This window comes from Nibrella saemangeumensis (assembly GCF_039541915.1).
Lineage (GTDB): Bacteria > Bacteroidota > Bacteroidia > Cytophagales > Spirosomataceae > Nibrella > Nibrella saemangeumensis.
Map to the genome: position 1 here is coordinate 347,977 of NZ_BAABHD010000084.1, position 13,660 is coordinate 361,636.

Here is a 13,660-nt window from a genome sequence, read left to right on the forward strand (position 1 = left end):
TTTGCCCGCAACGGTGCTTTTCATAGTACATTCGGCGAATTAAGTTTGATGACCTATGGATACGGTTACCCGTTCAGCATCGTACCTGCAGCAAATTGTGGATAGTACCCTTAGCGGAATTACTGTTTATGATTGCGTACGCGATGAGAACGGCACCATTGTTGATTATCAGATTGTCCTGATTAATCAGGTGGCCGCTGCATTTAGCGGCCGGTCTGTGGAAGAGCTGACCGGCCGGCGATTTTTTGAGGAGTTTCCGCGTCTTCGGGAAACCCAGATTCCCGACCGGTACAGGGAGGTAGTGGAAACAGGGGTGCCGCAGCGGTTTGAACTGGCCTACCGGCTCACGCACCGGCCGGATACGAATTGGTTCGACGTATCGGTGGTGAAGCAGGCTGACGGCGTCGTTTCCAGCTTTGTCGACATTACCGCTACTAAAGCAGCGACAGCGTCGCTGGCGCAGCAGGCCACCCTCCTGGATAAAGTCTTTTCCAATTCCACCAACGGCATTATCGTGTTCGATACCGTACGGGATGCCGGCGGACAGATTGCCGACTTTCGGGTCCGATTGTGCAATCAGTATGCCCAGCGGACCAATGGGTATGTCATGTCGCTGGAGGCTGGCCGGCTGCTGACCGAACTATACCCGAAAACAAAGGAGCAGGGTCTGTTTGCCCGGTATGTCGCCCTGCTTGAGACCGGTGAGCCATTTACGGGCGAACACCACTACCCCCATTCCGGGCAGTGGATTCAGTATTCCGCTGTAAAACTGGACGATGGATTCTTATTATCGTTCTCGCTGATTACCCAACAGAAGCGGCTGGAGCAACAGGTACGCGAGGAGGCTCAGTTTTCGCAGGGGCTGCTGGATGGCTCCATGGCCTGTATCACCTCGCTGGTCCCCTTGTATGACGAAACTGGCGCTATCATCGATTTTGTTTATACCGCCGTTAATCAGGCTGCGGTTGTGCTGGAGGGACTACCCGCCGGACAGATGATTGGCCGGCGGATTACGCAATTGTTCCCCGGTGTGGTTACCTCTGGTTTGTTCGACCATTACCGGCAGGTATTTGAAACCGGCAAAACCCGGCGGTTAGAAAATTATTACGATGCTGATGGGTATACGGGGTGGCTCGATATGTCGGTCATACGGAAGGAGAACAGCCTGATCCTGACGTACCTGGATATTACCGAAACCAAAAAAACACAACAGGCTTTGCTGGAAACCGCCGAGTCCCTGAAGGGGGTACTGGACGGTGCGCCCAGCGCTATTCTCTTGTTAGATACCATTCGGGATGAGCAGGATACCATCACCGACTTCCGGATACAGGCGGTCAACCAGACCGGGGCTGATATGTGTGCAATGTCCATTAAGGAGGCCATTGGAGTACCCCTGTCGCAGGTATTCACCCGTTACAAAGAGAAAGGCTTGTTTGAGCGGTTGTGTCAGGTGGCGCAATCGGGCGAGGCCCAACGGTTCGAGAGTTTTTATGATCCGGACGGCGGTCGCATCTGGCTTGATGTATCGGCCGTGAAGCGGGGCGATGGTTTGGTGATGAGCTTGCTGGACATCTCGCACCTGAAAGACACCCAGACCCAACTCGAACGGCAGGCGAATTTGTTGCGCAGCGTATTGGACAGTTCACCCAACCTGATTATTGGCTTTGATGCTGTACGAGACGAGGCCGGCCGGATAGCCGACTTCCGCTATGTTGTGCAGAATGACTTGGCCCGGCGCTCGGTACCGCGCACCGACGAGGACGTTATTGGCCATACTATGCTGGAGTATTTCCCGTCGGTAACGGAGAATGGTCTCTTTGATATGTATGTTCGGGTGGTCGAAACGGGTCTGCCCCAAAAGCAGGAATTGTACCACGATACCGATGGGCTGACCGGCTGGTTCGAAGTGTCGGCCGTGAAGCGCGACGATGGCATTGTGCTGACGTTGCTCGACAAAACGGAAGCCTACCAGGCTGAACAGCAGCGAAAAGAGCTGGTGGCAGCACTGCAGCGCTCCAATCAGAACCTGGAGCAGTTTGCCTACGTAGCCTCCCATGACCTGCAGGAGCCGCTGCGCAAGATCGAGTCGTTTGGCGATGTGCTGACGGACCAGTACCGGGACCGGCTGGACGAGAATGGGACTGATCTGGTTCGGCGAATGCAACAGGCCGCGAGACGTATGTCGGTGCTGATCCGCGATTTGCTGGCGTACTCCCGACTGACCACGCAGCGACAGACGTTCACAGCTGTGCCTCTCGCGTATCTGCTGGACGATGTACTCACTGATCTGGAAGTAACCATGCAGGAGAAGCAGGCACAGGTTGAGGTCGATTCGCTGCCGGTAGTCTGGGGCGATCCGGTGCAACTCCGGCAGCTACTGCAAAACCTCCTGAGCAATGCCCTGAAATTTACCCGGTCGCAGGAGCATCCGTATATTCGGGTGGCGGGCAGACTGGCCAAAGGGGCCGACGTTCGGGAGCCGGGAGGGCTACTTCCCGGTCAGCAGTACGGCATCATTTCGGTTAGCGACAATGGCATTGGCTTCGACGAAAAATACAAGGATCGGATTTTTGGACCCTTTCAGCGGCTGCACGGCCGGAGCCAGTATCCCGGTACCGGTATTGGGCTGGCGATTGTGCAGAAGGTAATCGATAACCATAGGGGGAGCATTGACGTCCATAGCCAGATTGGTCAGGGCACAACCTTTGTAGTTGCCCTGCCGGTGGAAGCCAGCCCCGAGTAAGGGCAGTAAACAAAAAACGGAGCAATTCGCTCCGCCTTTTGTGCCACTTCGAAACCCAATTTAACCTGTTATCGATATCTCCTCTTCCAGGTGATGTAAAGATGGCCGGTCAAAGCGGCAATCGGTATGACCCCGCTTACCCGCCTGGTTGATTTATATCATACGTGTAAAGCACCCTAAAAAAGAAACCGCCCGAAGGCGGCTCTGTGTCAGTTAATTAAGGGAGGGCGTCAGCGCATTGGTCAACGACTGCAACTTCTGTTTGTACCGTCGTTTTTCGTACCAGTTGGCATTTTTGGACGAGGCCGTCAGAAAGATACCGGCGGCCAGCACTACGGTAGCGATTCCCAGACCAATGGCCAGTGGTGTTAGCGATTCGCTTTCTTCGTCCTCTTCCTCTTCGTACCCCTTCTCGTTCATCATTTTGCGCATCGCTTCCGATACCACCGTATCCGGCAGAACGTGGCTCATGGCTACCTGCATCTTGTTCTTGAAACCGGATACCACTTTATCTTTACCCTGCATCAGCGCATCGTACCCGTCTTTGGCAACCTTGGCCGGATCAGCCAGACCGGAGTCGGTAACGCGGGCGTTCTGCGCCCCGGCCTTGTTGAAGAAATCGGTATCGGTGGCTCCCGGCATCAGCGCTGTAACGGTAACATTGGTGTCCTTGAGTTCATTGCGCAATGCTTCGGCAAACGAGTAGATGAATGATTTGGTTGCCCCATACACCGCCATCAGCGGATTCGGAATGGCCGACACTACGGAGGCCAGCATCAGGATTTTGCCTTCGTTCCGCTCCACCATTTCTTTCAGGTAAAGTTTGGTCAGGTGAACCAGCGAGGTGGCATTGAGCTGGATAATGCTCAGTTCTTTCTGTAAGTCAGTTTCGGTGGCAAATTTGCCGTACTCGCCCATACCGGCGTTGTTAACCAAGACATCAATGGTGAGTCCCTGCTGCTTGGTTTCCTGGTAGATCTCTTCGGGCGCGCTGGCCTCCATCAGATCTTTGGCAATTGTTGTTGTTCTGATATTGTATTGCTGCTCAAAGTCGGAGGCTACCCCGCGCAGACTATCGTCGTGACGGGCCACCAGTACCAGGTTATAGCCATCCTGGGCAAACAGCCGCGCTAATTCAAGACCAATTCCGCTTGTCGCCCCGGTGATCAGGGCCGTTTTTCCGGTCTGTGATTCCATAACGTTCTCGTTAAATGTCAGAGGTTATACGCCTGCGGTGCCTTTCACCGCTTAGGCTATCAACCACATTACATCACAGATGTTACAAAAATGTTTTCAGACGGAGGGTTGGGGCTCTGGCTCTACTTTTTTACGTTTAGGCGAATACGTTCGGAAACCAATGAACTGATAAATTGGGCACCAGGTCAGGTAGGCCGTTAGCGCCAGCGCTCCGGCAACCACCATCAGGACAATGCCGATGGGCTGAGGAAACGTATTGGTATAATACAGGGTCGCAATAACAACGGCTGTAATGAGCCGGGCCGCAATATCAGCATTACTCAGGTTACGTTTCATGACCAGAAATTTTTGGTGTTATTAGATATCGTAAAGATAGGCTGGGTAGTAACCTGCTGTGAATGAGGAAAATCATACTGTGCACTGACTGTTCTTCTCCCCGGCTGGCGGCCGGCCTGCTTACCTTGCAGCCATAAACTCTTTAGCCGCATCTGGTTATGGCCCTTGTATTTTCATCGGTTTGCCGAACGCTCTCTGCCTGGTTTCTGGTAGGAGCACTTACAACCTGCACTTGTGTTAACAGTGTTGCGCAGGTTGACATTGACGCTGACAATACGCTAACCCGGCAGGCGTACGAGGACCTGCTGCGTTATGCATCGTCGGTAGGTATTCAGGCGTCGGACCGGACAGCCTTACATCCGGAAAGGCACACGCTGGCTCTCCTGCATGAACTGGCCTATGGTCGTTCGGTGAGGTTGTCGTATCAGGGTGTCAGGGAGGTAATTGATTCAAGTCGTATTAAGCTGGCCTACACCCGACTGCTGGCCGGTGAAGATGCCCAGTCGGTGGCGGTAGCGCTGGAGCCGGGCGATAACCGGTACTGTACACTGGTCGAGAGTTACCGGTATGTGCTGGATGAGACGGAAACCGGTAAGTTACTGTCCGTGCGCGAACGGCGGGAGCGGTTGGCGACTACGCTGAATACCTATCGCTGGCTGAACCGTTTTCCGAATACGGATAAGATCCTGATTACTATTCCGGCGGCTCAGTTACTGGCCCAAACCACACAGGGCGTAGACGTTCTGTCCATGCGCGTTATTCTGGGTAAACCCGCTACGCCGACCCCAACCCTGGCGTCTACCCTGACCGGCGTGGTTATCTACCCGTACTGGTATGTACCGAAGAGTATCGCGACGAAAGAACTCCTGCCGAAAATCCGGAAGAATCCGGCAGCGGTGCTGGAGCAGATGCGGATGCAGGTGCTGAATGCGAAAGGACAGGTGCTGAATCCGGAGCAGATCGACTGGAAAGCCCTCGGACCTGGTAACTTCCCGTATGTGCTCCGGCAGTCGACGGGCTGTGACAATGCCCTGGGTATTCTGAAATTTGCGTTTCACTCACCGTTCGATGTGTACCTGCACGACACCAACCAGCGTGAGTTATTTGAAACCACCAGACGGTATCTGAGCCACGGCTGCATTCGCGTTGAAAAACCGCTTGAACTGGCCAACTGGCTTCTCCGGGACCGGCAGCTGACCAACGCACAATTGTCCTGCAAAGTCGAGCGGCAAAAACCAACCACCTTGCCGGTGCGGGCCGGGGTAGCCGTTTTTGTCATGTACCACCTGGTAGATGCCGACGCGGATGGGTGTCTGACCTGGTACGACAATGTCTATGGGCGTACGTTATAAATGAAAGGCATCGCCACGAAAAAGCCCCGGCAGGTATCTGGCCGGGGCTTTTCTAAACAGCGTCGGTCACGTTATTTCAACACGACCCGCACATCAATCTTCCGCATGGTAGGCCGGCGCACGGCGGTAGAGTCGCCGGGGGTAATGGTCACGCCGGTACCTTTACCGACCGCATCGACCCGGTTGTTGTCGATCCCCGCGTTGAGCAATTGCTGTTTAATGGCATACGCCCGCTTCCGGGACAGGTCCATGTTGGTGAGTCCGGTTCCCGAGGAGGCATCGTTGGCATACCCTACCAGTTGAATCTGGGCGTTGGGATGGGTGCGCAGTATGTTTACCAATTCCGTAATAGCTGCCTGAGAGGACGGGGCTAAGTCCATCGTACCCGGCTGAAAGGCCACTGCCGGCAGGGTAAACACCCGGCCTTTCGGGGCGGTTGGATTACTGAGGTACGGCGTCAGTTGATCGGACAGTGGGCCGCGAGCCGCCGTGGTGCTAACCACCGGACTTGCACCGGCGACTGATGTAGAACGGGCCGGGGTGGTAGCACCCGGAGCCGGCGGAACGGCCAGCGAGCGGGCGACTGTATCGGCCTTGATGGTGTCACTCGACAGGGTAGAGGAGCCACTAACCTCTTCGCTGCCGTCGGAATACCGTTCAGTGTTTTTCCAGATATAATAACCACCAGCCGCGACAACCAGCAGCAGCAGGATACCGACGCCCCATTTGGCTAGTGAACCGGCATTATCGCCGGATTCAACTTCCGGTTCGAAGGTAACGGGGGTGGGAATTGTGCGGGTAGTCGTAGTGCGGGGTGAGGCTACCCGAGTTGCAGCCGATACCTGATTGACACGTTTGGCGGGGGCAGCTACCCCGGCCACAATCTGATGCAGGCTGAGTTTTTCGATCAACTGCGGCAGTAGCTCTTCGGGAACTGCGTTGACGAAAGCCTCCCGCTGATCGAACAGGTAGGCCGCTAGTCCGTCGGCGTCCAGGTTTTTTTCTTTCACATGACGTCCCAGCACATCCAGCACAACGGCGGTCACCAATCCGAGCAACGAGATAGCGGAAGAGTTACGGATGTTGGCGTACCGCGACACCATGTTGCCGATGGAGCTTTTCATGGCCGGCAGCAGGTGACTGATGTCCTCGTTACCGGTAGTGATGAAGGCGTGCGTCTGAGCCGCATCTTTAAGCGTGCTGTTCAGGTTGGCAACCAGGTGACCGTCGTAATGGCCTCGTTTGATCTTGTTGTAGAGCTGATCTACGCCAATTTCCGTTGTTGTTCGTTTCAGCATCCCACCAAAAACCACGTAAACCTGGGCTTCGGTCGCTTTACGGGCTTTTTCATTCAGCTCATCTACGTATAATGCGATCTTCGACGCTATTTCCGGATTGAGTACTTCGTCAATTGTGTTAAAGAAATTCATTGTAAGTAAGGAATCATCAATGGCTATTCGGGACAACGCGCGCTCACGAAACTATTTCTGCCTCTGTTGTGCCTGTGTTGGTCACGCTGGGGTTTTCGTATACTGTCTGGCTGGTAGCGACGGTATAAAATTAGGCAGGATTACCACATCGGACAAAACAAATGAACTATAAAATTATCGCTTCGGCATCTTTTCGATAATCTCCTGATACTCTCCTTCTACAGCCCGTAAACGCTGCTGACAGAAGGTGATGAGTTCGGTGGCCCGCCGGATTTTGGCGGGCAGATCATCCAGCGGAACTTCTTCGTTTTCGATTTCGTCAACCAGGGTCAAAAGCTGGTCGTAGGCATCCTGGTACGTCATTAGGTATGGGGGGCTATCTCGGTTACGGTGGCGGTAATCAGGCCATCGTGCAGTTGAACTTGTATGGTATCGCTGGTTGCCAGATTGGCTGCCTGGGTTTGGACCCGGCCGTTCCGGAGCAGCAGCGCATAACCCCGCCGGAGTACGTTAGACGGGTCCAGGTGGCGGACGGTCACCGCCTTTTCGGTTAATTCAGTCTGCCGGTTGCGCAGGTAATTGTGGCTCACAAACCGCAACCGCTCCGTGGCCATGTCCAGATGCTCACGGGCCGACAGCAGCGCTTCGCGGGCGGCTGCGGCCAGCCGATCACGCAGGAGCAGGCAGGATTCTTCAAAACTGCGGTTATGGTCAATCAGCCAGGCGGCTGCCTTTGTGGGCGTTTTTACGCTCCGGTGGCAAAGCATATCGGTGATACTGACGTTCCGCTCGTGCCCGATGCCTGCCAGTATAGGGCGTTCAAAGCCGGCTACGGCCAGTCCCAGCAGGTAGGTGTCGAAGGAGCCGAAATCCAGCTGGGAGCCACCACCCCGCACCATGACAACGGCATCATACGGTACCTCGCTGCCCCGGATTTTCTCCAACTGCCCGACAATAGCCTGTTCGGCTCCCTGCCCCTGCACCTGACACAGGTATTCGTCGACCGTAAATTGATAGCCGAAGAGGTTATGCTGCAACTCGTGCCGGAAGTCGCGCCAGCCGTCGGAGCCGGGGGCGGCAATCAGGGCTACCCGCTGGATCACGGGCGGACAGGCGAGAACCTGATTGGCGGTTATGTACTCGCCGTTTTCCACCCAGACCTGGTCCGGATGGTCGCGTACGAGGGCATCCAATGTTGCCTGTCGCTCCTGTTCCAGATTTCCCAAGGTGTAGGAATGATCGATTTTGAGAATTTCCAGCCGAAGCCCGTACACCGGATTAAAGGCCACAGAAACCAGCAGCAAGAGTTTGATATTGCGGGCGAAGGCGACCTGCGTGGCCGCTTCAAACTGCTCGATAATAGGGTAGTGTTTCCGCCAGATACATGCTTCCAGCTTGGCCAGCGTATCGCGGCCGTCGCGCTCCACCAACGTCAGAAAGCAATAACCCCGGTCGGGATACTTCTTGATGTCACTGGTTTCGGCAATGACCCAAAACGCTTTTTGCCCAAAGGCATCATCCATCAGGGCCTCAATGGTAAACGCAAGATCGGAAAGGCGGATGGGAGACATAGGGGATTGAGTGATTGAGTGATAGAATGATTGAGTGAAGATTTGCCCGTCAGTATTTCACTCAATCATTCTATCACTCAATCACTCATTAATTTTTAGAGTCCTTCAAACTGCCGCAGGAAACGCACATCATTCTCGGTAAAGAGCCGGAGGTCGCGCACCTGGTATTTCAGCATGGTGATGCGCTCAATACCCATACCGAAGGCGAAGCCGGTAAATTCGTCGGGATCGATGCCGCAGTTGGCGAGTACATTGGGGTCTACCATACCGGAGCCGGCAATCTCGACCCAGCCCGTCTGCTTGCAGACGTTGCAGCCTTCCCCTTTACAGATCAGGCATGAAATATCAATCTCGGCGCTGGGCTCTGTAAACGGGAAGTACGACGGCCGGAACCGGATTCTGGTGTCCTTGCCGAACATCTCTTTTACAAAGTGGTACAGCGTATCTTTCAGGTCCTTAAAACCCACGTTGCGGTCGACATACAGCCCCTCTACCTGGTGGAACAGGCAGTGCGCGCGGGCCGAAATGGCTTCGTTGCGGTACACGCGGCCGGGCATAATGGAACGGAGGGGGGGCTTCTGCCGCTCCATCAGCCGGATCTGGACGTTCGACGTATGCGTTCGCAGCAGCATATCCGTTTCGGAACCCTCACTCTTTTTTTCAATAAAGAACGTATCCTGCATCTCCCGCGCCGGGTGGTTGTCGGGGAAGTTCAGCGCCCCGAAATTATACCAGTCCGTCTCGATTTCCGGACCATCGGCCACGTTAAAGCCCATCCGCTCAAAAATCTGGATGATGCGCTGGCGGGTTATGCTCAGCGGGTGCTGGGTACCCGTCAGATTTGGTATAGCGGGCAGCGTCAGATCAACAGCAGGACCGGCTGCGGTGGCAGATGCCTGCTCTTCCAGCATCTGAGTATAGGTCTGGAACCGTTCGAGAGCAAAGTCTTTTAGTCCGTTCAGTTCCTGTCCTACGGCCCGGCGATCTTCCTGGGGTATGGTTTTGAGTCCTTCAAACAGTTCGGTGATGACACCCTTCCGACTCACAAAACGTAGCCGGAATTGTTCGAGCTGGTCTTTCGTATCAACGGTGTAGTCTTCAATCTCCCGGTATATTTCTTTTACTTTCTCCAGCATAGCCGCCAATTAGGATTCATCTGTAACAACGGTCGCAAAGATACAGAAAAGTTTATTGAGGTGTCGGGCCGACGGCCGGCCAATTTGGTGCATGAATTTTCGGTAAAATGTAAAAAATAAAGGTATTGAACCCCGGATTTGATACCTCCGTTTGGCAAAAATTATAAAGTATAGTAAAAACATATTTTGTAATAGGTGAATATAGGTCTGATTGTTGCTGTAGAGAATTGTAGAAAAGCTGCCACACTCTATACAAGAATAGTACAGGTGCTATACAGTAATAGGAACTGTGGCTTACGCAAGCTATTGATTGTCAAACCAAATCGTTCAAACACTAACCTCACTCAATTTATTATGAAAACGACGACCAGCGAGTCCATCTTCGACCACATGTCTATGCCATTCCACAAAAGTGTGGAAAAAGATTCCAGTTCCTCATGTCTGCAAAAATTGCTTATTCCGTTTTATGACCGTAAACGTACCGTGGCAGTAGATGAAATTGTTCGGTTAGAAGGCTCTGGTAACTACACCAACTTTTTCCTGAAGGATGGGACAAAAATGCTGGTGTCCCGTACGCTGAAAGAGTACGAAACACTGCTCGACGGTCAGGCTTTTGTACGGGTTCACAAGTCGTGCATTGTTAACCTCGGTTTTGTGCGGAAATTCTACGTTAAAAAGGAAGGTGAACTGGAGTTGATGGATGGTCAGCAGGTAAAGATCTCCCGCCGTCGGGCTCAAACCTTTATCGATCGTATCCGCGAATTCCAGCCGGCCGCGCTGAGCTAAGCCTTAGGCGGGAAATATACCGTGCCGCAGTGGCGTAAGAAGCCGCAGGGTAGTACTACGTAGTTCTACGTAATCGTGCGGGTAGATTCACCCGAAGTACTGCGAAGAGTTTTTTATAACGGACTGACCTTCAGCAAAGTGACTATAACGGTTCTGCTGAGGGTCAGTCCGTGTTTTTACGGGTATCCCTGAGAAAAAGTAGCTTTGTATTGTCTCTTTACACCAAAGCAAACACTCAAACGCTACTGCAATCATGGATGCTAACCTCCTCTCTCTCAACCAGACAACGCCGGTCGTTCCTTCTTTTCCGGCATCGTACCAACGTGGAATCCAGCGCATAGCTCTGCCTTACCTGAACCGGACCATCATGGTCTCGGTTGATGACATCATGTACCTGGAGGGCGAAGGAAACTACACGTTTATCTTTACCCGTGACCGGAAACGGTTTCTGGTGTCGAAGACGCTGAAGGAGTTTGAAAAAATGCTGAACGAGATCGTGTTTATCCGGATCCACAAATCCTATATGGTAAACCTGGCCTACGTGCAGTTCGGGGTGTTGAACAAAGACCGCGTAATCCGGCTGACCGATGGTCGCGAGGTTACTATTTCGCGCCGGCGTATGAAGGAGATTACGTCGCTGCTGAATACCTATATCCAGAGTACCATGAACTAAGCAGATAACCGGTATAGCTTACCGGGAATTTACCTGCCTGTTCAGACGATATACTTTCCTCAATTATTTAGTGGGTTAATTGAACGGACAACCGTTGCCACACACCCTTCGGGTAGATGGCAACGGTTTGTTTTTGTTTTTAGAAGAGCCTGTAAGCCAGCGTAACCTGCCAGGATTTCAGCTTCTGGCTGAACTGAGCCGAATTGCCGGAGGCCCCCAGGTTAACGGCTGCCACATCCGAAATGCTGCCCTCGCGCCGGACATCAATACCCAGTTTGCCCAGGTCCAGCCCCGCACCAAGCTGGTAACCGTAATAGGCCTTGGCCCAGGCATCGTTGAGCGTACCGGTGGTATAGTCACGGAGGGCGTCCTGCAGCCGGCGGTTGTCATCGATCCGGAACGATACGACCGGACCGGCAACCACGCGGAAAGGACCGCCCTTCAGGCCCAGGAGAACCGGTACATCAAAACTCGATACGCTGACGTTTATAGTGGATGGCTGTCCATCGCGGACAATCTCGAAGGTACCGCTCTTGCGGGAATAAAGAAACTCTGGCTGCAGGTATAGATTCCTGCCAAAACGGGTGTAAATACCAAAAACGGTACCCGTACGGCTGTCGAAGCTTTCGCGGAGGTTGTCCCGGATTTCCTGACCGCTTACGCTCACGGCCGGTGACCCATTGGCATTCAGCCGGGTGGTAACGAACTCACCGAACGTCAGCCGCGACAGGTTGACTCCTCCCTTAATACCAACACTGAATCCGGACTGTGCCTTTGACGTAAGGGGGGACAGAAACAGCGCTGCGGCCGCGAGAGCAAACGAAAAAAAGGTTTTTTTCATGATTGGTTGACGATTGAAATGGATATTGAGATAGTAACGAACAGCCTAGGTAAACGATACACCAAAACCAACTTTTTTAGAGAAAGGAATGTTGATAAAACAGGGATACAATGCCTTTCTTGCAAAAGAAGCGCCTTAGCTGCGGCTGCTCGTTCACTTCGACCGCTAAGACAGCGCAACGTTTAATTACCCCCATCGGATTTTGCAAAAATCTTTTCAATGGCTAAAATTAAAACCACCTATTTCTGCCAGAGCTGTGGTTATCACGCGCCCAAATGGCTGGGTCGCTGCCCTTCCTGCGGGGAGTGGAATACCTTTGTTGAAGAGGTTATTCAGAAAGAGGAGCCGGAACGCGGTAGCTGGCGAAGCGGTACCGTGACCAAAACGGCCCCCAAACCCAAGGCGATTCACGCCATTAATTTTGAAGAACAACCCCGGCTGAGCACACCCGACAACGAACTGAACCGCGTGCTGGGCGGAGGCATTGTGCCCGGCTCGCTGGTGCTCATCGGTGGCGAACCGGGTATTGGCAAATCGACCCTGATGCTCCAGATTGCCCTGGGCTTACAGGACCTGCGGGTACTGTACGTATCTGGCGAAGAAAGCGAGCAGCAGATCAAGATGCGGGCCGAGCGGTTGCCGGTACCCACCAGCGATTGCTACGTGCTGACGGAGACTTCCACGCAGAATATCTTCCGGACCATCGAGCATTTTGAACCGCAGGTGCTCATCATTGATTCGATCCAGACTATGCAGTCGTCGATGGTGGAGTCCGGGGCGGGTAGTGTATCCCAGGTACGTGAATGTACCGCCGAATTGATGAAATTTGCCAAAGAGAGCGGTACGCCGGTATTTATGATCGGTCACATCACCAAAGAAGGCTCGCTGGCCGGTCCTAAAGTGCTGGAGCATATGGTGGATACGGTGTTGACGTTTGAGGGCGACCGGCACAATACGTACCGCATTTTACGTACGAACAAAAACCGGTTTGGCAGCACTTCCGAACTGGGCATTTACGAGATGCTGGGAACGGGGCTGCGGCAGGTAACCAATCCGTCGGAAATCCTGATTTCGCAGCGTGAAGAAGCCCTGAGCGGCATCGCCATTGGTTCCATGCTGGAAGGCAACCGGCCACTGATGATCGAAATTCAGTCGCTGGTGAGTATAGCCAATTATGGAACGCCCCAGCGGAGCAGTACCGGTTACGACAACAAGCGGCTGCAGATGCTGCTGGCCGTGCTGGAGAAACGGGGTGGTTTCCGGCTGGGTCAGCAGGACGTCTTCCTGAACGTAGCCGGTGGTCTGAAAGTAGAGGACCCGGCGATTGACCTGGCGGTATGTGCGGCCATTGTGTCGTCGTACGAGGACATCGCCATCGCGCCCTCCATCGCCTTTGCGGCCGAAGTGGGCCTCGGTGGCGAAGTCCGGGCGGTGAGCCGTATCGATTCCCGTATTTCAGAAGCCGAAAAACTTGGTTTTAAGCAGATTTACATCTCCAAATACAACACCAAAGGCCTGGATCTGAAAGGCTACAGAATCGGCATTAAACCCGTAACCAAGCTGGATGAGGTGTTTCAGGGGGTACTTGTTTAAGA

The 13,660-nt window shown here is 53.6% G+C and carries 12 protein-coding genes; 5 read left to right on the plus strand and 7 right to left on the minus strand.

Going from position 1 to position 13,660, the window contains the following annotated elements; all coding sequences use genetic code 11:
* Nucleotides 1-55 precede the first annotated feature (55 nt).
* Nucleotides 56-2,743, plus strand: a complete 2,688-nt coding sequence (locus ABD949_RS29065; protein ID WP_345249782.1) for a PAS domain-containing protein — start codon at nucleotides 56-58, stop codon at nucleotides 2,741-2,743.
* 213 nt (nucleotides 2,744-2,956) lie between these two features.
* Here the strand turns inward: ABD949_RS29065 and ABD949_RS29070 are convergent, their stop codons facing one another.
* Both ABD949_RS29070 and ABD949_RS29075 read right to left on the minus strand, forming a co-directional pair.
* A complete protein-coding gene (locus tag ABD949_RS29070; protein WP_345249784.1) occupies nucleotides 2,957-3,940 on the minus strand; it encodes an SDR family NAD(P)-dependent oxidoreductase in 984 nt (327 codons plus the stop codon).
* Nucleotides 3,941-4,036: 96 nt separating this feature from the next.
* Nucleotides 4,037-4,276 (minus strand): YgaP family membrane protein, encoded by a 240-nt coding sequence (locus ABD949_RS29075; RefSeq protein WP_345249786.1) that lies wholly within the window; start codon nucleotides 4,274-4,276, stop codon nucleotides 4,037-4,039.
* Between the two features lie 158 nt (nucleotides 4,277-4,434).
* Between ABD949_RS29075 and ABD949_RS29080 the strand changes: the two genes are divergently transcribed.
* Nucleotides 4,435-5,628 carry a L,D-transpeptidase family protein gene (locus ABD949_RS29080; RefSeq protein WP_345249788.1) on the plus strand — a complete coding sequence of 398 codons (1,194 nt, stop codon included), beginning with the start codon at nucleotides 4,435-4,437 and terminating at the stop codon, nucleotides 5,626-5,628.
* A gap of 71 nt (nucleotides 5,629-5,699) precedes the next feature.
* Here the strand turns inward: ABD949_RS29080 and ABD949_RS29085 are convergent, their stop codons facing one another.
* From ABD949_RS29085 to pheS, 4 genes are all read right to left on the minus strand, one after another.
* A complete protein-coding gene (locus ABD949_RS29085; RefSeq protein ID WP_345249790.1) occupies nucleotides 5,700-7,058 on the minus strand; it encodes an OmpA family protein in 1,359 nt (452 codons plus the stop codon).
* Between the two features lie 174 nt (nucleotides 7,059-7,232).
* Entirely contained in the window at nucleotides 7,233-7,421 is a 189-nt protein-coding gene (gene xseB, locus ABD949_RS29090; RefSeq protein WP_345249792.1) for an exodeoxyribonuclease VII small subunit, read from the minus strand.
* Nucleotides 7,421-8,629 (minus strand): exodeoxyribonuclease VII large subunit, encoded by a 1,209-nt coding sequence (locus tag ABD949_RS29095; RefSeq protein ID WP_345249794.1) that lies wholly within the window; start codon nucleotides 8,627-8,629, stop codon nucleotides 7,421-7,423. The genes xseB and ABD949_RS29095 overlap by 1 nt, the downstream gene beginning before the upstream one ends.
* A gap of 95 nt (nucleotides 8,630-8,724) precedes the next feature.
* The gene (gene pheS / locus ABD949_RS29100) at nucleotides 8,725-9,765 is read right to left on the minus strand and encodes a phenylalanine--tRNA ligase subunit alpha (RefSeq protein ID WP_345249796.1); all 1,041 of its coding nucleotides are present in this window, start codon (nucleotides 9,763-9,765) and stop codon (nucleotides 8,725-8,727) included.
* A gap of 354 nt (nucleotides 9,766-10,119) precedes the next feature.
* Between pheS and ABD949_RS29105 the strand changes: the two genes are divergently transcribed.
* Both ABD949_RS29105 and ABD949_RS29110 read left to right on the plus strand, forming a co-directional pair.
* Nucleotides 10,120-10,551: a LytR/AlgR family response regulator transcription factor gene (locus ABD949_RS29105; RefSeq protein ID WP_345249798.1), complete on the plus strand. Its 432-nt coding sequence runs from the start codon at nucleotides 10,120-10,122 to the stop codon at nucleotides 10,549-10,551.
* 253 nt (nucleotides 10,552-10,804) lie between these two features.
* Nucleotides 10,805-11,224, plus strand: a complete 420-nt coding sequence (locus tag ABD949_RS29110; protein WP_345249800.1) for a LytR/AlgR family response regulator transcription factor — start codon at nucleotides 10,805-10,807, stop codon at nucleotides 11,222-11,224.
* A 139-nt stretch (nucleotides 11,225-11,363) separates the two neighbouring features.
* On the opposite strand, the gene ABD949_RS29115 is transcribed toward ABD949_RS29110, so the two are convergent.
* Nucleotides 11,364-12,065, minus strand: a complete 702-nt coding sequence (locus tag ABD949_RS29115) for a porin family protein (protein WP_345249802.1) — start codon at nucleotides 12,063-12,065, stop codon at nucleotides 11,364-11,366.
* Nucleotides 12,066-12,284: 219 nt separating this feature from the next.
* On the opposite strand from ABD949_RS29115, the gene radA reads away from it, so the two are divergent.
* Nucleotides 12,285-13,658 carry a DNA repair protein RadA gene (radA, locus tag ABD949_RS29120; protein ID WP_345249804.1) on the plus strand — a complete coding sequence of 458 codons (1,374 nt, stop codon included), beginning with the start codon at nucleotides 12,285-12,287 and terminating at the stop codon, nucleotides 13,656-13,658.
* Nucleotides 13,659-13,660 lie beyond the last annotated feature (2 nt).